21 protein-coding genes are annotated in these 18333 nt (G+C 65.3%); 2 read left to right on the top strand and 19 right to left on the bottom strand.

The features are described from left to right. Positions 1-18 precede the first annotated feature (18 nt). The 15 genes from FAX90_RS09525 to FAX90_RS09595 form a co-directional block, all read right to left on the bottom strand. The gene (locus tag FAX90_RS09525) at positions 19-1455 is read right to left on the bottom strand and encodes a helicase HerA domain-containing protein (protein ID WP_144097153.1); all 1437 of its coding nucleotides are present in this window, start codon (positions 1453-1455) and stop codon (positions 19-21) included. Positions 1456-1506: 51 nt separating this feature from the next. Next, positions 1507-1818 (bottom strand): UrcA family protein, encoded by a 312-nt coding sequence (locus FAX90_RS09530; protein WP_170234928.1) that lies wholly within the window; start codon positions 1816-1818, stop codon positions 1507-1509. 162 nt (positions 1819-1980) lie between these two features. Continuing rightward, complete coding sequence (gene ruvB / locus FAX90_RS09535) at positions 1981-3012, bottom strand: Holliday junction branch migration DNA helicase RuvB (RefSeq protein WP_144097155.1); 1032 nt, start codon at positions 3010-3012, stop codon at positions 1981-1983. A gap of 48 nt (positions 3013-3060) precedes the next feature. After that, positions 3061-4131, bottom strand: coding sequence for a phosphatase PAP2 family protein (locus FAX90_RS09540; protein ID WP_144097156.1), 1071 nt, complete (start codon positions 4129-4131; stop codon positions 3061-3063). 97 nt (positions 4132-4228) lie between these two features. Then, a complete protein-coding gene (locus FAX90_RS09545) occupies positions 4229-4774 on the bottom strand; it encodes a DsrE family protein (protein ID WP_240704825.1) in 546 nt (181 codons plus the stop codon). 19 nt (positions 4775-4793) lie between these two features. Then, positions 4794-5396 (bottom strand): Holliday junction branch migration protein RuvA, encoded by a 603-nt coding sequence (gene ruvA / locus FAX90_RS09550; RefSeq protein WP_144097157.1) that lies wholly within the window; start codon positions 5394-5396, stop codon positions 4794-4796. Positions 5397-5471: 75 nt separating this feature from the next. Beyond that, positions 5472-5969, bottom strand: coding sequence for a nucleoside deaminase (locus FAX90_RS09555; RefSeq protein ID WP_240704826.1), 498 nt, complete (start codon positions 5967-5969; stop codon positions 5472-5474). After that, positions 5969-6307: a hypothetical protein gene (locus FAX90_RS09560; RefSeq protein ID WP_144097158.1), complete on the bottom strand. Its 339-nt coding sequence runs from the start codon at positions 6305-6307 to the stop codon at positions 5969-5971. Before FAX90_RS09560 ends, FAX90_RS09555 begins: the two co-directional genes overlap by 1 nt. Before the next feature lie 81 nt (positions 6308-6388). Continuing rightward, positions 6389-6859 carry a crossover junction endodeoxyribonuclease RuvC gene (gene ruvC, locus FAX90_RS09565; protein ID WP_144097159.1) on the bottom strand — a complete coding sequence of 157 codons (471 nt, stop codon included), beginning with the start codon at positions 6857-6859 and terminating at the stop codon, positions 6389-6391. Between the two features lie 7 nt (positions 6860-6866). Continuing rightward, positions 6867-7217 carry a DUF3147 family protein gene (locus FAX90_RS09570; RefSeq protein ID WP_144097160.1) on the bottom strand — a complete coding sequence of 117 codons (351 nt, stop codon included), beginning with the start codon at positions 7215-7217 and terminating at the stop codon, positions 6867-6869. Beyond that, entirely contained in the window at positions 7217-7963 is a 747-nt protein-coding gene (locus FAX90_RS09575) for a YebC/PmpR family DNA-binding transcriptional regulator (protein WP_144097161.1), read from the bottom strand. The genes FAX90_RS09570 and FAX90_RS09575 overlap by 1 nt, the downstream gene beginning before the upstream one ends. A 75-nt stretch (positions 7964-8038) precedes the next feature. Continuing rightward, complete coding sequence (metH, locus tag FAX90_RS09580) at positions 8039-10642, bottom strand: methionine synthase (protein WP_144097162.1); 2604 nt, start codon at positions 10640-10642, stop codon at positions 8039-8041. Beyond that, entirely contained in the window at positions 10642-11703 is a 1062-nt protein-coding gene (locus tag FAX90_RS09585; protein WP_144097163.1) for a homocysteine S-methyltransferase family protein, read from the bottom strand. The genes metH and FAX90_RS09585 overlap by 1 nt, the downstream gene beginning before the upstream one ends. After that, on the bottom strand, positions 11700-12620 hold the full coding sequence (metF, locus tag FAX90_RS09590; protein ID WP_144097164.1) for a methylenetetrahydrofolate reductase [NAD(P)H]: 921 nt from the start codon (positions 12618-12620) through the stop codon (positions 11700-11702). Before metF ends, FAX90_RS09585 begins: the two co-directional genes overlap by 4 nt. Then, positions 12617-13633, bottom strand: coding sequence for an ArsR/SmtB family transcription factor (locus tag FAX90_RS09595; protein ID WP_144097165.1), 1017 nt, complete (start codon positions 13631-13633; stop codon positions 12617-12619). The genes metF and FAX90_RS09595 overlap by 4 nt, the downstream gene beginning before the upstream one ends. A 142-nt stretch (positions 13634-13775) precedes the next feature. Between FAX90_RS09595 and FAX90_RS09600 the strand changes: the two genes are divergently transcribed. Both FAX90_RS09600 and FAX90_RS16600 read left to right on the top strand, forming a co-directional pair. Continuing rightward, the gene (locus FAX90_RS09600; protein ID WP_144097166.1) at positions 13776-14063 is read left to right on the top strand and encodes a hypothetical protein; all 288 of its coding nucleotides are present in this window, start codon (positions 13776-13778) and stop codon (positions 14061-14063) included. Next, positions 14063-14233: a hypothetical protein gene (locus FAX90_RS16600; protein WP_170234929.1), complete on the top strand. Its 171-nt coding sequence runs from the start codon at positions 14063-14065 to the stop codon at positions 14231-14233. Before FAX90_RS09600 ends, FAX90_RS16600 begins: the two co-directional genes overlap by 1 nt. Here FAX90_RS16600 and arfB read toward each other — a convergent pair. From arfB to pabB, 4 genes are read right to left on the bottom strand one after another with little or no spacing between them, the layout of a single operon-like run. Next, entirely contained in the window at positions 14230-14652 is a 423-nt protein-coding gene (arfB, locus tag FAX90_RS09605) for an alternative ribosome rescue aminoacyl-tRNA hydrolase ArfB (RefSeq protein ID WP_144097167.1), read from the bottom strand. The genes FAX90_RS16600 and arfB overlap by 4 nt on opposite strands. Next, entirely contained in the window at positions 14645-15328 is a 684-nt protein-coding gene (locus FAX90_RS09610; RefSeq protein WP_144097168.1) for an RluA family pseudouridine synthase, read from the bottom strand. The genes arfB and FAX90_RS09610 overlap by 8 nt, the downstream gene beginning before the upstream one ends. Continuing rightward, a complete protein-coding gene (locus tag FAX90_RS09615) occupies positions 15325-16521 on the bottom strand; it encodes a pyridoxal phosphate-dependent aminotransferase (protein WP_144097169.1) in 1197 nt (398 codons plus the stop codon). The genes FAX90_RS09610 and FAX90_RS09615 overlap by 4 nt, the downstream gene beginning before the upstream one ends. A gap of 21 nt (positions 16522-16542) precedes the next feature. After that, a complete protein-coding gene (gene pabB, locus FAX90_RS09620) occupies positions 16543-18327 on the bottom strand; it encodes an aminodeoxychorismate synthase component I (protein ID WP_144097170.1) in 1785 nt (594 codons plus the stop codon). Positions 18328-18333 lie beyond the last annotated feature (6 nt).

Consider the following 18333-nt stretch of genomic DNA (forward strand, 5'->3'; position numbering starts at 1 on the left):
AGTGCCCTGCGCTGAGGCTCAGTCCGCTGCTTCCAGCGCAGGCACGGTGATCTTGCGCGCGCCGCCGAAAATCTCGCGGACGGCGATCAGGCCTTCCCTCTCGAAATGGTCGAGCAGGCGCCGCACGCGGCCCGGTGAACTGGTGCCGTAGGCGCGGGCCAGTTCCTCATCGTCCGGCGCGTCGCGGCCTTCGAGCACACTGCGCGCGATGACGAGGAAAGGCGAGAGGACATCGTCGGGAATGTCGCCCGCGATCGAAAGCAGGCGGGTCCGCCTTTCCTCGTCCACGCGGTCGAGCCCGGCCAGCGCGCAGGCGAATTCGCGGCGGAATCCGATCAGGTCGAGCGGGGGGATGTGAATGCCCTTGGAGCGGCACCCGGCAAGAAACGCCTGGTAAAGCGCGCTTGCAGGCTGGAACGGGCTTTTCGGATCGGATGCCAGCGCGGACATGATCTCGCGCACGGTTTCGGATCGGTCCACCGGCTCTGCCGTGTCGCGCCGTGCAGGTGTCTGCGACATGTCCGCCATCGTTTCGGCCAGGTCCTTTGCCGGAGGCGCTGTGCGGGCAGGTGGGGGCGGCGGGGGCTTGGCGGCGGCCTCCTCGATCAGCGAATCGGTAAGCAGGGCAGCCATGTCGGCCTTGGGCGCTTCGGGAAGGGGCATGAGGCCCGATACCGCCGCCTTGTTGCCGGTACGCACGGGGCCGATCTTCACCGTTACCGGGCGGCGGCTGACCGCGGGGCCAAGCCCGACGAAGCTGCCGCGTTGCAGGTCGCGGATGCGTTCGGCCTGACGGCGTTCCATGCCCAGCAGGTCGGCGGCGCGGACCATGTCGATATCGAGGAACGTGCGCCCCATCAGGAAGTTCGATGCCTCTGCCGCGACGTTCTTGGCCAGTTTCGCCAGACGCTGTGTCGCGACGATCCCGGCAAGCCCACGCTTGCGCCCGCGGCACATCAGGTTGGTCATCGCCGAAAGCGTCAGGCGGCGGGTATCCTCCGCCATTTCGCCCGCAGCGGCAGGGGCGAACATCTGCGCTTCGTCCACCACGACCAGCGCGGGATACCAGTGTTCGCGCGGGGCATCGAACAGGGCGTTGAGGAAGATTGCGCAGGCCTTGATCTGCTGTTCCACCTCAAGCCCTTCGAGCGCGAGGACGACCGAGGCGCGGTGTTCGCGAACGCGCGCGCCCAGCGCCTCAAGCTCGCCTTGCGAATAGGACGCGGCATCGACGACGACGTGGCTGAACTCGTCGGCCAGGCTGACGAAGTCGCCTTCGGGGTCGATGACGATCTGCTGCACCATGCCGGCGCTTTCTTCCAGAAGCCTGCGCAGCAGGTGCGACTTTCCGGAGCCGGAATTGCCCTGCACCAAAAGGCGCGTGGCAAGCAGCTCTTCCATGTCGATCTGGACGGGGCGACCCGCCTCCTCGCCAATGACGATTTCGGCTTTCACGCCCATGCGGATACCCCGTCCAGGGGCTTGGCTGAAAGCGCTGGCGAGCCGCTATCCCCCGTATAGGACGCGTTGTTGCTCGCTTTGCTTCTTCTCCAGCTGTCGCATCGCATCTTCCAATGCGAGTTTGCGGCAGCCATCCTCTTCGTCGAGCACGGCGGGCACGTTGGTGTGGCGGTTGGAACATACCTTGCGCATCGCCGATCGGATCGACTTCTTCACGCGTTCCACCTCTGCCGGATCGGTCAGATCCACGTCGTCGAGTTCGATCTCGACGGTCCGCCCATTGGGCTCGGCCGCCATGGCAGACCCCGATGCCAGCATCATCGAAAGGGCTGCAAGGGCACAGGGTACTGATTTCATGTGGCTTCTCCTTGCGTCATGCCCGGCACCAATCGGCACCGGCAAAGCAAGAAGAGCAGCAAGAGGACGCCGTCGTCGCGGATGCATCGACGGCGGCGTCAGGGGGGTCGACAATCGGCGTGAACGTTCGACGAGCGACCGACTGCGCCGGTCGAGCGGCGATCAGTCCTCGAACAGACCGCCCTGCGGCGTGGCGCTGCGCGGCGGGGTGAGGTCGAGGTGGGCCCACCCGCGATCGTTGAGGCAGCGGCCGCGCGCGGTGCGCGCGACAAGGCCGAGCTGGATCAGGTAGGGCTCGATCACTTCCTCGATCGTGTCACGCGGCTCGGAAAGCCCTGCGGCCAGCGTTTCGACGCCGACGGGGCCGCCCTTGTAGATGTCGGCGATCATGTGGAGATAGCGCCGGTCCATCGCGTCGAGGCCGAGGCTGTCGACTTCAAGCCGGGTCAGCGCGTCGTCGGCAAGTCTGCGCGTCACGGTATCGCTGCGCGCCACGTCGGCGAAATCGCGCACGCGGCGCAGCAAGCGGCCCGCGACACGCGGCGTTCCGCGCGCCCGGCGGGCGATCTCGGTCGCGCCATCGGGTTCGATCTTGAGGCCCAGCAGCGTCGCGGCGCGGGTCACGACCTTTTCCAGTTCCTCGACCGTGTAGAAGTTGAGCCGCACCGGAATGCCGAACCGGTCGCGCAGCGGCGTGGTCAGCAATCCCTGACGTGTCGTCGCGCCGACCAGGGTGAAAGGCGGCAGGTCGATCCGCACCGAACGCGCCGCCGGACCTTCGCCGATAATGAGGTCGAGGGCGCGGTCTTCCATCGCCGGATACAGCACTTCCTCGACCACGGGGTTCAGGCGGTGAATTTCATCGATGAACAGGACGTCGCCCGATTCAAGGTTGGTCAGCAGCGCGGCAAGGTCGCCCGCCTTGGCGATGACCGGGCCGGACGTGGCGCGGAAACCGACGCCCAGTTCCTTGGCCACGATCTGTGCCAGCGTTGTCTTGCCAAGGCCCGGAGGGCCAAAGAACAGGACGTGGTCCATCGCCTCGGACCGGCCGCGCGCCGCCTCGATAAAGACGCGCAGGTTTTCCCGCGCCGCTTCCTGCCCGACGAATTCGCGCAGCGATTTCGGGCGCAGTGCGGCGTCCGGGTCCTCCGGCTGGCGGTCGGGGGTCAGAAGGGGCGAAGGCTCCGCCATGTCTTGCGCGTGTCCACCTGTGCTGGCCGCGCGGATGACGTGCGCGGGTTATCGAGGAACCAGTACCGGGGTATAGTCGGCTTGGGCGCGCAAGTCGTCCCTTGCCCACAGGTAATCCACGAACCGCCCGATGAAGTGCCAGGCAATGCTGATCAGGACGATCGAAACCAGCCCGTCGAGCATGTAGTGCCAGGCAAGGTGCACCGATCCGATCCACGTTACCGTCACGAAGGCCAGCGCGCACCAGCTGATCCAGTGCTTCCAGCCCATCCGATAGCGCAGGACGAGATAGAGCAGGAACGCCTGTCCGACATGGATCGACGGCATGGCCGACACGCCCGATCCGAATTCGCCCTTGCCCATGCTCTCGATCAGCCAGCCCGCGATTTCCGGCGCCATGAGGTGGCGTTCTTGCGAAATCGCGTTCAACCGTTCCAGCAGGGGCAGGAAATCGGTCCGGCCATAGTGGTATTCGTAGAACACCGGCCCCGACGACGACAGCAGCGTCGCCAGCATGTAGCCGAGCACGATCCACACGAAGACACAGCCCAATAGCCCGCGCAGCTGCAGGCGCGTGTCCCAAGAAGCAATCATCCAGACGTAGAACGCGGCCGAAATCGGGAAGAACAGGGTGTAGATCCGGTCGATCACTTCGGTGGCGAAAGGCGAGCCTAACACCGCGTGCGTATAGACCCACGCGTCATTCCCGCCCAGCAGGGTGCGTTCCAGGTTTACCAGCGCCGGATCGGCATAGAAATTGAGGGTGAGGGGAATCGTGTTCTTCAAAAGCGAGAAGCACTTGCCCGCCATCAGCACGAAGACCAGCAGCACGACCATGCGCACCAGCCACCACTTGTCCCGGCGCAGCAGCCGCTTGATCGTGGCGGCGGGATGCTTCGATCCCTTGCGCATCAGGCGGAACAGCACGACGAACAGCCACCCGTAGATCGGGAAAGTCAGGAAAAACAGGAAACGCGGATCGGCCCAGAGGTTGGGCACGATGTCGAGCACAGGCGTACCTGACTGGCGCGCGGCCCACAGGACCGCAGCCGCGATAATGGCCAGCAGCAGGTAGTAGCCGGGCTTCAGCCGCCCGAAAAGTTTGTCGCCAAGGTCCATCGCGGCCGTTCCGCTACCCTTTGATAACCATCACGGGGGCCGGTGTAGCGGCGATTCCTCAACAAATGCCTACGCAGGGGGAGGCTTTTGTCGGCGCCTAGAACGGGTTGGTGGTAAAACCTTCGCGGTTGAGCAGGGCATGGGCGGTCATGGCCGAAAGCGCCATTTCGACGCCCTCCATCAGATCGCTCTTCTCGATATTGCTGGCCGTGGCCGACTGGCCGCAGACGATGAAGCGCACGTCGTGTGCCAGAAGCTGGCGCACCAGATCGGCATTGGGGTTGGCCGCCCCGTCGTGGCGCTTGCCATAGGCGTCATCGGAAAGGACATCGTCGACCGCACCGCCGTGCAGCACGATGGCAAGGCGGATGTCCTGCTCCGGCACGCCATTGGCAACATGCATGTTGATGAAACGGGCAAGGCTTTCGAACTTGCGGTTGATCTTGCCGTCTTCGGCACGATCCGACGCGTCGAACGCCACCTTGAAGACGGTGCCCGCCGGGATCGGTATGTCGGTTTCGACCGGGGCATGCGGGCCGTATTGGGTGAAGACTGGGCCTTTATCGAACTTGCTCATGTCCTGTCCCGCTGCCGGAGTTGCCAAAATCAGCATCGCCGCGATGCCCGAAGCCCAGATTTTCATGACAGCCCCCCTTTCGCGTTCAGCTTGACGCTTTCTTCAATGCCATGCGGACCAGGTCGTTGAGACCTGCCTCGCTGCCCAGTTCGGCCTGCGCATGGGCAACTGCTTCTGCCGCGATGGCAGGTTTGAAGCCGAGGTTTTCGAGTGCCGAGACCGCGTCCGCGCTAGACCCGCCGGCCGGGCTGATCATGGTGCCACCGGCTGAGGGCGCGCTGGGCAGTCCACCGGCCTTGTCCTTCAACTCGTTGACGATGCGCGCGGCCAGTTTCGGGCCGACGCCATTGGCGCGGGCGACCTGTTTGGCATCGCCGTTGGCACAGGCGCGCTGCAATTCCTCGGTGCTCAGGGCCGACAGGATCGCCAGCGCGACCTTGCTGCCCACGCCCTGCACCAGCGTCAGCATGCGGAACCAGTCGCGTTCCCCGCCGCTGGCAAAGCCGATGAGGCGCATGTCGTTCTCGCTCACCTGCAGGTCGGTATAGACGGTGCACGCTTCGCCCTTTTCGCCAAGGGCGGTCAGGGTTCGGGCGCTGCAATGGACGAGGTAGCCGACGCCGCCCACGTCGATAACGGCCCAGTCGAGCCCGGTTTCGTCCAGCCTTCCCGATAATTTCGCGATCATGGCGCAACGCTAGCGCACCGCGCGCGGCGCGCAAACCGAAGGCCGGCGCCTATCCCCTGTGATCAGCGGACGAGATCAGTCATTGCCCTGCAGGTCTTCTGGCACGTCGTCCCACGGACGGAAGTAGAGCGGGGCGCATTCGTCGGCCAGCACCCCGCCGGTCAGAGACAGGTCGTCCTTGTAGGCATCGGCGATGAAGTCGAGCGTGGAGAGGTGGCGGTCTTCGAAATACATCGCGTGAACGTCGTCGCGCCCCGCGCCAAAGACCACGCGCGACACGCCTGCCCAGATCGAGGCCATCGTGCACATGCCGCAGGGTTGCAGCGTGGAATAAAGCGTTGCGCCCTCTACCCGCATTTCCCTTGCCGCTTTACCCGCGGCGCGCAGGGCGACGATTTCGGCATGGGCGGTAGCGTCGCAGCATTCGGCGGTCTGGTTCACGCCGCTGGCCAGCAGCTTGCCGTCCATGACGACAAGCGCGGCGATCGGGGTGTTGGCGGGATTGGTGCCCTTGGTCTCCACCGCCAGTTCGACGGCCCTGGCCATCCAGGCCTCGTCGCCGGTCGTCGACATTACAGGCCCGGAATCGGCATGTCGGCGACAAGGCCGCATGCGGCGGCCGAGCCTGCGACCTTCAGCGCGACTTCGGGATCGTCGAGGCTGGTCGCCACGGCAAAGAGCGAGCCGAACGTCAGCGGGCCGTCGGCATTGTAGTAACGCGCCGCGTCGCTGAGCCGGTTGACCTGCCGCGTGCTCAGTTCGCCGCGCAGGAATTCGGAAGCACAGCTCGCCTCGCTGGAGGACAGGCCATAACGCTGCAGCGCGTCGGAGATCTGGTAGCGGCTGGCCGTGCAGCCGGAGACGAGAGCGGCACCGATAACGGTGGCGGCGATGACAGGCACTTTGCGCATGGGGCGGGACCTTCTTCTGCGACACGGATGGAGAATGTTTCTCCAACGCGCAGGGGCCGCCAATGTTTCAAGCGGGCCGGGTCAGTGTTTGCCGAGATGCGCGTGGGCAATGGCCACGGCCAGTGCATCGGCGGCGTCCGCGCCCTCGACTTTCGCGGTGGGGAGCAGGACGCGCAGCATGGCTTGAACCTGCGTCTTGTCGGCAGCGCCCGTGCCCACGACCGATTTCTTCACCAGCCGGGCGGCGTGTTCGAAAACCGGGATCGACCCGCGCCCGCAGGCGGCCAGCACACTGCCGCGCGCCTGCGCGAGTTTGAGCGTGGAGTGCGGGTTCTTGTTGACGAAGACTTCCTCAACCGCCGCGACATCGGGCTTGTACGCCCCGATCACGGCATAGACCGCATCGTGCAGGTGGTGCAGCCGCGCGGCCAGGTGCGTCTTGGCGTCGGTCGGGATCTGGCCGTTGGCCACGTGCGACAGGCGCGGCCCGTCGACCCGGATCACGCCCCAGCCCGTACAGGTCAGCGAAGGATCGAGGCCAAGGACCAGCACGCCGCAATCAGATCGGCAGGCCGAAGCGCGGCGCGGCAAGACGCAGCAGGCCGTAAAGCGCAACGGTCAGGGCGCAGCCCGCGGAAAGCGCAAGCCAGAACGGCCACTGGTGGCGCAGCATGAAGGGGATGAGCAGGAACATCGGTAGCGAAGGCAGGACGTACCAGAACGTCGCTTCGCTAAAGCGGGCCATGTTCTCCGCATCGGGCTTGCCGTGCCACAGGAACACCATGCCCAGCACCGATACCAGAGGCAGCGATGCGACGAGGGCGGCCACCGCGGGCAGCCGCCGTCCCAGTTCCGCAATGGCCGCGATCATCGCGCCGGCCAGCAGGGCCTTGGCGATGAGCGCAAGCATCAGGCGTCGAGTTTTTCCATGACTTCGTCGGAAATCTCGTAGTTGCCCCAGACGGTCTGGACGTCGTCATCGTCGTCAAGCGCGTCGACCAGCTTCAGCAGGGTCTGCGCAGTGCCTTCGTCGCATTCGACGGTGATGTTGGGCCTCCACGCCAGCTTGACGTTTTCCGCCTCGCCCAGCGCCTTTTCCAGCTCGGACGAAACTTCGTGAAGGGCTTCCATCTGGGTCCAGATGACGTGGCCGTCCTCGCTCGATTCGACGTCGTCGGCCCCGGCCTCGATCGCGGCTTCAAGGACCTTTTCCTCGTCACCGACGCTGGCAGGGTATTCGATCATGCCAAGGCGTTCGAACCCGTGGCTGACGGCGCCTGCCGTGCCAAGGTTGCCGCCGTTCTTGGAAAAGGCGGTGCGAACGTTGGTGGCGGTGCGGTTGCGGTTGTCGGTCAGCGCCTCGACGATCAGCGCGACGCCGCCCGGGCCGTACCCTTCGTAGCGCAGCTCTTCGTAGTCGTCGCCTTCGTTGGCCGACGCCTTGTCGATCGCGCGCTGGATGTTGTCCTTGGGCATCGACTGGCCCTTGGCGTTGTTCACAGCCAGACGCAGGCGCGGGTTCATGTCGGGATCGGGCGCGCCCATCTTGGCGGCCACGGTGATCTCGCGGGAAAGCTTGGAGAACATGGCAGAGCGTTTTTTGTCCTGCGCGCCCTTGCGATGCATGATGTTCTTGAATTTGGAATGGCCGGCCATTGCCGCTGATCCTCGATTGTTCAGGTGTTCGTGCTTTGCCGCGCCCTTACACCGAGGGCGCAGCGTTGGGCAACATCAGTCTAGATTGGGCCTGAGCCAGCGTTCTGCCACCGCAATATCGACCCCGCGCCGTTCAGCATAGTCTGCAAGCTGGTCCGGCCCGATACGCGCCACGCCGAAATACTGGCTTTCGGGATGGGCGAAGTAGAACCCGCTGACCGCCGCGGTCGGCAGCATGGCAAAGCTTTCGGTCAGCGTGACGCCGGTATTGTCCTGCGCGGACAAGAGATCGAACAAGACCGGTTTCAGCGAGTGGTCGGGACAGGCCGGATAGCCGGGGGCGGGGCGAATGCCGCGGTACTCTTCCTTGATGAGCGCCTCATTGGTCAGCTGCTCACCTTCGGCATAACCCCACAGGTTCGTGCGGGCATGCTGGTGCAGGCGTTCGGCAAAAGCCTCGGCGAAACGGTCGGCCAGCGCCTTTAGAAGGATGTCCGAATAGTCGTCATGCGCGGCCTTGAAGCGTTCGGTGTGCGGATCGATGCCGTGGATCGACACGGCAAAGCCGCCGATCCAGTCGCCGTCAGGATCTATGAAGTCCGACAGGCAGAAATTGGCCCGCTCACGCGATTTCTTCACTTGCTGGCGCAGGAAGGGAAGGCGCGTCCCATCGTCCAGCAGCACGTCGTCGCCGTCACGCTTGCACGGCCAGAAGCCTGCGACGCCCCTTGCGGTCAGCCACTTTTCGCAGACGATCCTGTCCAGCATCTTCTTCGCATCGGCAAAAAGATTACGCGCGCTTTCACCGACAACTTCGTCGTCCAGTATGGCGGGATAATTGCCCGCCAGTTCCCAGGCGCGGAAGAACGGGGTCCAGTCGAAACAATCGACCAGGTCGGCAAGGTCCCATTCCTCGAACACGTGGAGGCCCGGCTGTGCAGGGGCCGGAGCCTTTAGCGCCATGTCCGCCGCAAACCCGTTGTCGCGTGCTTCGGCAAGGGGGAGCAGCGCGCTCTGCCCCTTGTTGGCGCGGGCGACGCGGACCTTTTCGTATTCGTCCGCCGTCGCCTCGACAAAGCCGTCGCGCTGCGTGTCGGACAGGAGCTGCGAGGCAACGCCCACCGCGCGGCTGGCGTCGAGGACGTGGATCACCGGGCCTTCATAGGCCGGATCGATCCTCAGCGCGGTGTGAACCTTGCTGGTGGTCGCGCCGCCGATCAGCAGCGGAATGGTCATCCCGGCGCGCTGCATCTCCTCGGCCACGGTAACCATCTCATCCAGCGAAGGGGTGATGAGGCCCGACAGGCCGATGATGTCGGCGTCGTGCTTCTGTGCCTCGTCCAGGATGGTCGACCACGGCACCATGACGCCCAGGTCGATCACTTCGTAGCCATTGCACTGCAGGACCACACCGACGATGTTCTTGCCGATGTCGTGAACGTCGCCCTTGACCGTGGCCATGATGATCCGGCCCTTGGCCTTGGCGCCAGCCTCTTTCTCCGCCTCGATATAGGGGATCAGGTGGGCGACGGCCTTCTTCATGACGCGGGCCGATTTGACGACTTGCGGCAGGAACATCTTGCCAGAGCCGAACAGGTCGCCGACGACGTTCATGCCGTCCATCAGCGGGCCTTCGATCACCTCGATCGGGCGGCCACCGGCTTCGGCCACGGCGGCGCGCATTTCCTCGGTATCCTCGACGATATGCGCGTCGATGCCCTTGACCAGCGCGTGCTCCAGCCGCTTCTCGACCGGATAGGAACGCCACTCGGCGGCCTGTTTCTCGGCCTCGACCGACTTGCCCTTGTAGCTTTCGGCAAGTTCGATCAGGCGTTCGGTCGCGTCAGGGCGGCGCATGAGGATCACGTCCTCGCACGCTTCGCGCAGTTTCGGTTCGATCTGGTCGTAAACGTCGAGCTGACCCGCGTTGACGATGGCCATGTCGAGGCCTGCCGGAATGGCGTGGTAGAGGAAGACCGAGTGCATCGCGCGGCGCACCGTCTCGTTCCCGCGGAAGGAGAACGAGAGGTTCGACAGCCCGCCCGAATAGTGCGCGTGGGGGCAGAGGTCGCGCAGCTCCGCCACCGCTTCGATAAAGTCGAGGGCGTAGCGGTCATGTTCCTCGATCCCCGTCGCCACGGCGAAGACGTTGGGATCGAAGATGATGTCCTCTGGCGGAAAGCCGATGCCGGTCAGCAGGTCATAGGCCCGCTTGCAGATCTCGACCTTGCGCTGCTTCGTGTCCGCCTGGCCCGTTTCGTCGAAGGCCATGACGACGACGGCCGCGCCGTAATCCATGCACTTGCGCGCATGTTCGAGGAACGGTTCTTCGCCTTCCTTCATCGAGATCGAGTTCACGATCGGCTTGCCCGAAACGCATTTCAGGCCTGCCTCGATCACCTCGAACTTCGAACTGTCGATCATGACCGGAACGCGCGCGATGTCGGGTTCGGCGGCGATCAGCTTCAGGAACGTGGTCATCGCCTCGACCGCGTCGAGCAGGCCTTCGTCCATGTTGACGTCGATGACCTGCGCGCCATTTTCAACCTGCTGGCGCGCGACTTCAACCGCGGCGGGATAGTCGCCCGCCATGACCAGCTTCTTGAAGCGGGCCGAACCGGTGACGTTGGTGCGTTCGCCGATATTGACGAAACGTGAGGAATTCTGGGAATTGGTCATCAGGCGGCCATGATAAAGGGTTCGAGGCCCGCAAGGCGGGTCTTCGTTTCAAGGTCGGGCAGCTTGCGCGGGGGCAGGCCCGCCACTTTCTGCGCCATCGCGGCGATGTGCGCAGGGGAAGAGCCGCAGCATCCGCCCAGCACGTTCACTTGTCCGGCAATCGCCCATTCGCCGACGAAGCCCGCCGTCGTGTCGGGCATTTCATCATATTCGCCCAGTTCGTTGGGCAGACCCGCATTGGGATAGATCATGATGTAGGTGTCGGCGATCGCGCTCAGCGACTTCACGTGCGGACGAAGCTGCGTCGCACCGAAGCTGCAGTTGAGGCCCACGGTCAGCGGGCGGGCATGGCGCACGGCATACCAGAACGCTTCTACCGTGTGGCCCGACAAGTTGCGCCCCGAAAGGTCGGTCAGCGTCATCGACAGCATGATCGGGATCTCGCGGCCAAGGTCCTTTTCGAGCTGCTTCACCGCCATGATCCCGGCCTTGGCGTTCAGCGTGTCGAACACCGTTTCGATCAGGATGAAGTCGGCCCCCCCTTCGACCAGCGCGGCGGCCTGTTCGCGGTAGACTTGCGTGAGGTAATCGAAGTCAATCTCGCGGTAACCGGGGTCATTCACATCGGGGCTGAGCGAAAGGGTCTTGTTCGTCGGGCCGATGGCGCCCGCGACAAAGCGGGGGCGTCCGTCCTTTGCCTCGAACTCGTCAGCGACCTTGCGGGCCAGCGCCGCGCTTTCGCGGTTGATCGCTTCGACCAGTGCTTCCGCGCCGTAGTCGGCCTGGCTGATCTTGTTCGCCGAAAACGTGTTCGTCTCGGCAATGTCAGCACCGGCCTCGAAATAGGCGCGGTGGATCGATTCGGGCACGTCGGGGCGCGTGAGCGCAAGGATGTCGTTGTTGCCCTTCTGATCGTGGGACAGCCCCAGATCACCGGCATAGTCGGCCTCGACCAAGCCTTTCGTCTGGATCTGCGTACCGAACGCACCGTCGGTGATGAGGATGCGCTCTGCCGCTGCGGCCTCGAACCGGGCGCGGGCAAGGGATGGGGTAAGCGTCATGCGGGTACTTTCTCCGGGCGGAGGCCCAGCAGGTGGCAGATCGCGTAGGACAGGTCCGCGCGGTTCAGCGTGTAGAAGTGGAAATCGCGAACGCCGCCTGCATAGAGCGCGCGGCAGAATTCGGCCGCGATCGTCGCGGCGACGAGCTTGCGCGCACCGGGCCGTTCGTCCAGCCCTTCGAACAGGCGGTCCATCCAGTCGGGGATCGCCGCGCCGCACATCGCGGCCATCTTGCGGGTCTGCGCCACGTTCGACACCGGCAGGATGCCGGGGATGATCGGCGCGGTTACGCCGTCGGCGATCAGCTTGTCCTTGAATTCCAGGAAACATTCGGGCGCGAAGAAGAACTGCGTGATCGCCCGGTCTGCGCCCGCATCGATCTTGCGCTTAAGGTTGTCGATGTCGGCTTGCGGACAGGTCGCCTCGGGATGGGTTTCGGGATAGGCGGCCACGCTGATTTCGAACGGGGCGATTTCCTTCAGCCCCGCGACCAGTTCGGCGGCATTGGCATATCCGTCGGGGTGGGGCTGAAACTTTCCGCCCGGCGTCGTCGGATCACCGCGCAGCGCGACGATGTGGCGCACGCCTTCTTCCCAGTACTGTTCGGCGACGGCCCGGATGTCGGCCTTGCTCGCCTCGACACAGGTCAGGTGCGCGGCGGCGGGCAGTTTCGCTTCCCGGATGATGCGCGACACCGTGGCGTGGGTGCGTTCGCGCGTCGAACCGCCCGCGCCATACGTGACCGACACGAAATCGGGGTTCAGCGGGGCCAGCTTTTCGATCGCGTCCCACAGCTGCGCTTCCATCTTCTCGGTCTTGGGCGGGAAGAATTCGAAGCTGACGTTCACGTCGCCGGGAAGATCGGCAAACAGCGGCAGGCCCGCAAGGGCCGCTGTGGGGGACTGGAACTGGTTCATTTGCTGGCTTTTCTTCTGGTGTCGCTACGCGCGGGAAGGCGATGGACGGACGATGTGCGGCTGCCGGTCCAGATACGGACGGTCAGCTCTGACCCGGAAAGGGCGCTGTCGGCGATAGGCGCGAATCCCGCCCCTTCGAGCAGGGTCCGCATCTGCGTGTCGGTAAAGCCGAGGCGGGCATGGGCCTGTTCGGTGCGCAAGTCCTCGCGGGCGTGGGCGGCGAAATCGACGATGGCGATGCGCCCGCCCGGCCGCGTCACGCGGGCCGCTTCTGCCAGCACGCGCTCGGGCGCCTGGGCATAGTGCAGGACCTGATGGAACAGGACCGTGTCGAAGCTCTCCGCCTCGAAAGGAAGCTCAAGAAAATCGCCCTGCAGCAGCGACAGACGCGCAGGCGGCAGGTGTTGCAGCCGTGCGCGGGCGATGCGCAGCATTTCCGGGCTCTTGTCGATGGCGGCGACGTGCTGCGCGCTGGGGGCGTAAAGTTCGGCCATACGGCCGGTGCCGGTACCGATATCGAGCAGACGGCCCAAGGGCGCGGGATCGTCATGCGCGTCGGCCACGCCCAGAAGGCGTGTCAGTTCGGCCTCCACCGCGCCGTCGGGACTGTGCAGCGAACGCAGGCGGTCCCACTCCTCGGCATGGCGGGCGAAGTATTTCTCTGCCGCTTCCTCCCGCGCGGAGCGGATGGCGGCAAGGCGTGCACGGTCGGCGGCGCAGACATCGGCAAAGGCCGCGTCCTCTTCCTCCGCCGCGGCCAGCAGGTCCGCGGCGCGGGCGGCCATGGCGTCTTCGTCGTGGCCGGTGGCGCGCAGGAAGACCCAGCTACCTTCCTTGCGCTTTTCGACAAGGCCCGCCTCGGTCAGGATGCGTACGTGGCGCGAAATGCGCGGCTGGCTCTGTTCCAGAACGTCGGCCAGCTCTCCCACGGCCAGTTCCATGCGCGCAAGCAAGCGCAAAAGGCGCAGGCGCGTAGGGTCGTCGAGGGCGCTGATGAGATCGTGCACGGTCATCGTCAGGCGGGCATATAAAGAAATCTTTATATGTTTGCAACGGTGCGCCGAACCGCCTTTTCCCACGGCCCGGTTGCGATTGCAGGCGGAGCGGCGTTGCCCTAGAGAGGTCGCCTTATTTCCGCCACATGGAGGGATCCCCATGAAGAAGATTGCACTCGTCGCGGCCTCGCTGGCCTTTGCCCTGTCCGCCTGCGGTTCGACCGACGATCCGGACGCCCCGGCAGAGGCCGATACCGTCGAAATGCCCGCCGATGAAGTGATGGCACAGCCCGGAATGGACGAAGATCCGGCCGTCGATGCCGAAATGGCCGACGAAATGGGCGATACGCCGGTGGTCGAGGAAACGACCGCTCCGGCCGACGACGCGGCCGATGCGGCTGCCGACGCGGCGGCCGATCTGCAGGCGGCGATGAACGAGCAGAACTGATGCGTCTCGCGCTCCCCGCCTTGGGCCTGCTGCTACTGGCGGCCTGCGGCGGGGAGCCCGAACCCCAGGCGACCCCCGCAGCGGACGAGGCCAGGGTCCTGTCCGATGCGGCCGAGATGCTGCCGGCCGAAACGCCCGCAGCGAGTGAGAGCGAAGCCGCTCCCGATTAATCCCAGCCCTTGATCTTTCCGCGCCCGGCCTTCACTTCACCGCGCGCTTTCTTGTGCTTCAGGCGCTGTACCTTGCCCACGCGGTTCACGCGGGTCTTGGCGCGCTTTTTCGGCTCTATCTGCGCCTCTGTCAGCAATTCGGCCAGCCGTTCGCGCGCGTCGGAGCGGTTCTGGTCCTGCGTGCGAAATCGACGGGCGTCGATGATAAGGTCGCCGCTGGACGAAATGCGGCTTCCCGCCAGCGCCTTCAGCCGGTGAAACACACGCGGGGTCAGGCCCAGCTTGTAGATGTTGACGCGCAGCTGCACCGCCGTCGCCACCTTGTTGACGTTCTGCCCGCCGGGGCCCGATGCGGCGATGAAGCGTTCTTCGGCGAGGGAATGCGCCCGCGCGACGATGGGGTCCTGTTCTTCAGACACCTGGCGAATCGGGAACGGTGAAGCCCAGACGGGCGAAATCGGCGGGCAGCGGGGCGCTCGCCTCGATCGGGGGCTTGCCTTCGCGGTGCACGACAAGCCCGCTGGCGTGCAGCATCGTGCGCGGTGCGCCCCCCTGTCCGGATTTCGGGCCATTGCCGTAAATCGGATCGCCCAGCAGCGGCGCGCCGAGCCCTGCCAGCGCGTGAATGCGGATCTGGTGCGTGCGCCCGGTCTCGGGCCGGAATTCGATCAGCGTCGTCCCGTCCTTTTCCGCCAGCTTGCGCCAGCGGGTCAGCGACGGTTTGCCCTTCTTCGCCGCGATCATGCGCCAGCCGCCTTCCTTGCTGCTGATCTTCGACAGCGAAAGCGCGATCTCGCCCTCTTCTTCCGCGATGGTTCCTGCAAGGATGCCAAGGTAGACCTTTTCGACCTGTCGGTCCTCGAACGCCTTGTTGAAGCGCTTCAACGCCTTGGGATTGCGCGCCAGCAGCAGGCAGCCCGACGTATCGGTGTCCAGCCGGTGCACCGGCATCGGCGCGCGCTGAAAGCCCAGTTTCAATTCGTCGAGATGATCGTCGAGACTGCGCCCCCCTGCGCGGGGCCGTTCGATCGGAAGGCGGGCGGGCTTGTCGATGACCAGCGCTTCGCCGTCTTCGTAGAGGATGGGGATGGTCATAGGACGCTTACGGCTTTCTCGATGCGGTCGATCGCTTCGGTCAGTTGCGCTTCGCTGGCCGCGAAGCTGATACGGAAACCGGCCAGACCCGAATGCGTGCCGCCAAAGGCCGAAGCCGCGACGACCGCGACCCCGTGTTCCAGAAGGTGGAGCGCCAATGCGCCGTCATCGGCGATTTTGCCGCCGATCAGGGGCGAGGCATCGACGAAGCAGTAGAACGCACCCTGCGGCACGGGGGTGGACAGGCCGGAAATGGCATTGATGCGCCCTACCACGAGTTCGCGGCGGCGGCGAAAGGTCTCTCGCCACTCGACAAGAAAATCCTGCGGCCCTTCGAAGGCGGCGACGGCACCGGCCTGGCTGATCGAACAGGGATTGCCGCTGGAATGCGACTGCAGCTTTTCCATTGCGCGGATCAGCCATTCAGGACCGGTGGCGACACCGATGCGAAGCCCGGTCATCGCGTGGCTTTTCGAAACGCCCGACACGGTCAGCACGCGATCCGCCAGATCGGGGCGCAGCGCGGCCAGCGCCGCATGCGGCGCGCCAGTATAGGTCAGCGGCGCGTAGATATCGTCGCTCATCACCAGGACATGGGGATGGCGGGCCAGCACTTCGGCAATGGCGGCAAGGTCTTCGGCGCTGAACACCGCGCCGGTCGGGTTGCCGGGGCTGTTCATCAAAAGCCAGCGGGTCTTCGGCGTGATCACCGCCTCAAGCTCGCTTGCCGAGAAACGAAAGCCGGTTTCGGGCCGCGTCGCCAGCGGGACGACGGTGCCGCCTGCAAAGCGTACGATTTCGGGATAGGACACCCACCACGGCGCGGGGATCACCACCTCGTCGCCCGGATCGATCGTCGCGGTCAGCGCGTGGAAGATCGCCTGCTTGCCGCCTGCACTGATCGTGATTTGCGTTGGTTCGGCCGCGATGCCGAGGTCGCGTTTGAAATGGAGGGCCGCGGCCTGCTTCATCGCGGCGGTGCCGCCGACCGGGGTATAGCGGGTTTGCCCCGCGTCCAGCGCGTCCTTCATCGCCGCCACGACATGGGCGGGCGTGTCGAAATCGGGTTCGCCGACCGAAAGCGAGATGATGTCCGCGCCTTCCGCGCGAAGCTGGGTCGCACGATCGGTCATCGCGGTGGTCTGCGAAGGGGCTATCCGCTGCAGGGCGGCGGACAGGCGGGGTTCGGTCATGTGCAAGCGCGCCTTGTCGGATCAGATCAGCCGGGCCGGCATCAGCCCGCGCAGCGCATTGCCGATAAAGAAGCCTTCCGCAAGATCGTCGGCGGTCAGCTCCGCCTCCTGCGCGCGGCCATCCTCCAGCATCGCGGCGCGCAGCACGCCCGGCAGCAGGCCCACCGACCGGGGCGGGGTGAGGAATATGTCGCCGCGTTTCACGAACAGGTTGGTGAAGCTGCCTTCGGTCAACAGCCCGTCTTCGCGCACGAACACGACCTCGCGTGCGCCGGATGCCTCCGCCGCCTTGCGGGCATCGTCGTAAAAGGCCCGGTCGGTCGTCTTGTGGCGCAATCGCCAGTCGCCCTGCGCGACGGGAAGGGGCGCGATCTGGACCGGCACCGGATCGGGCATGACATCGGGCAGGTCGCTGCCGTCGAGTTCCCACGTCCCGTTCTGCGCAACCAGCACGCGCAATCTCTTCGGTTCGGTGTTGAGGAAGCAGAAGGCCTGGATGTGATTGCGCAAGGCGTGGCGATCGAGATCGAAGCCCAGCGCCAGCGCACTGTCCTTCAGGCGTTGCAGGTGCAGTTCGATCATCGGCACCCCGATCTTCGGATCAAAGGCCATCGTCTCTATCAACTGAACATCACGGCCCGCCGCTGCCACGAACTCTCCCTTGATGAGGCATTCGGCCCATTCATCGTCCAGCCGCGAGTCCACGACGATGCCCGAACCGACGCCCATATGCGCCTGTCCCTGCCCGCGCCCGTGCAGTGAAAGGGTGCGGATCGCCACATTGAACGCAGCATCGCCGCTTGCGTCAACCCGCCCCACCGCGCCGCAGTACAACTTTCGCGGCGACTGCTCGATCTCGTCGATGATTTCCATGGCGCGGATTTTCGGCGCGCCGGTGATGGAACCGCAGGGGAATACCGTGCGCAAGAGGTCCACCGCGCCTTCGCCCTCGCGCAGCTGTGCCCTGACGGTCGACGTCATCTGGTGCAGCGTAGGATAAGTCTCCACCGCGAAGGCATCCTGCACCTGGACCGACCCCGGCACGGCAAGGCGCGACACGTCGTTGCGCATCAGGTCCGTGATCATCAGGTTTTCGGCCCGGTCCTTCTCGCTCGCCCCCAGATCGGCGACCATCGCGGCGTCGGCGGCGGCATCTTCGCCGCGCGGACGCGTGCCCTTCATCGGCTTGAGCATCACGGCGCCGTCCTTCAGGGTGAAGAACAGCTCGGGCGAGAGGCTGAGGTGGTGCCGCTCTCCGTCGTAGATGAACGCACCGTACCCCGCCGCCGCGCGGGTGCGTAGCCGGGCATAGATCGCCAGCGGATCGCCCGCCCACGCCGCGTGAAGCGGGAAGGTCAGGTTCGCCTGGTAGATGTCACCGGCCCGGATCGCCTCCTGCACGCGGGCGAAGGCGGCGTCGTAATCCTCCCGCTCTATCGCGGGGCGCGCGGGCGACAGGATGGGCGGGCCGTCTTCGTCATGGACCTGCCCGGCGATCCAGTCCGCGACATCGTCGGCGGCGATCGTCTCGTAATCGGCAAAGGCGCATAGCCACACCAGCGGCGCGGCATCCTTGCCCGCAAGGCGCGAGGCCAGTCGCGGCTCCAGCGCCAGCCCGGCTTCGTAGGCGAGATATCCGGCCAGGTGCAGGCCGCCGCGGCGTGCGCTTTCCGCCCTCGACAGCGCGTCCTCGACCTCGTCTGCGCTGTCCGCACGGAAAACCGCCACGGGATCGCGGTAGAGGCGGGCGGGGGCCGCGCCGGACGTTTCCCGGGCATCGTCCAGCAGGATGAAGGGCTTGCGCATTGCCGC

Source organism: Croceicoccus sediminis, assembly GCF_007570835.1.
GTDB classification, from domain to species: Bacteria; Pseudomonadota; Alphaproteobacteria; order Sphingomonadales; family Sphingomonadaceae; genus Croceicoccus; species Croceicoccus sediminis.

Bases quoted from the DNA above. Each gene is read 5' to 3' on its own strand.
- FAX90_RS09530 (WP_170234928.1), bottom strand. From the start codon at position 1,818: ATGAAATCAGTACCCTGTGCCCTTGCAGCCCTTTCGATGATGCTGGCA.
- FAX90_RS09545 (WP_240704825.1), bottom strand. From the start codon at position 4,774: ATGAAAATCTGGGCTTCGGGCATCGCGGCGATGCTGATTTTGGCAACT.
- FAX90_RS09575 (WP_144097161.1), bottom strand. From the start codon at position 7,963: ATGGCCGGCCATTCCAAATTCAAGAACATCATGCATCGCAAGGGCGCG.
- FAX90_RS09595 (WP_144097165.1), bottom strand. From the start codon at position 13,633: ATGACCGTGCACGATCTCATCAGCGCCCTCGACGACCCTACGCGCCTG.
- FAX90_RS09600 (WP_144097166.1), top strand. From the start codon at position 13,776: ATGAAGAAGATTGCACTCGTCGCGGCCTCGCTGGCCTTTGCCCTGTCC.
- FAX90_RS09540 (WP_144097156.1), bottom strand. From the start codon at position 4,131: ATGGACCTTGGCGACAAACTTTTCGGGCGGCTGAAGCCCGGCTACTAC.
- FAX90_RS09570 (WP_144097160.1), bottom strand. From the start codon at position 7,217: ATGCTTGCGCTCATCGCCAAGGCCCTGCTGGCCGGCGCGATGATCGCG.
- FAX90_RS09560 (WP_144097158.1), bottom strand. From the start codon at position 6,307: ATGCGCAAAGTGCCTGTCATCGCCGCCACCGTTATCGGTGCCGCTCTC.
- ruvA (WP_144097157.1), bottom strand. From the start codon at position 5,396: ATGATCGCGAAATTATCGGGAAGGCTGGACGAAACCGGGCTCGACTGG.
- metH (WP_144097162.1), bottom strand. From the start codon at position 10,642: ATGACCAATTCCCAGAATTCCTCACGTTTCGTCAATATCGGCGAACGC.
- pabB (WP_144097170.1), bottom strand. From the start codon at position 18,327: ATGCGCAAGCCCTTCATCCTGCTGGACGATGCCCGGGAAACGTCCGGC.
- ruvB (WP_144097155.1), bottom strand. From the start codon at position 3,012: ATGGCGGAGCCTTCGCCCCTTCTGACCCCCGACCGCCAGCCGGAGGAC.
- FAX90_RS09585 (WP_144097163.1), bottom strand. From the start codon at position 11,703: ATGACGCTTACCCCATCCCTTGCCCGCGCCCGGTTCGAGGCCGCAGCG.
- FAX90_RS09555 (WP_240704826.1), bottom strand. From the start codon at position 5,969: ATGTCGACGACCGGCGACGAGGCCTGGATGGCCAGGGCCGTCGAACTG.
- metF (WP_144097164.1), bottom strand. From the start codon at position 12,620: ATGAACCAGTTCCAGTCCCCCACAGCGGCCCTTGCGGGCCTGCCGCTG.
- FAX90_RS09610 (WP_144097168.1), bottom strand. From the start codon at position 15,328: ATGACCATCCCCATCCTCTACGAAGACGGCGAAGCGCTGGTCATCGAC.
- FAX90_RS16600 (WP_170234929.1), top strand. From the start codon at position 14,063: ATGCGTCTCGCGCTCCCCGCCTTGGGCCTGCTGCTACTGGCGGCCTGC.
- FAX90_RS09615 (WP_144097169.1), bottom strand. From the start codon at position 16,521: ATGACCGAACCCCGCCTGTCCGCCGCCCTGCAGCGGATAGCCCCTTCG.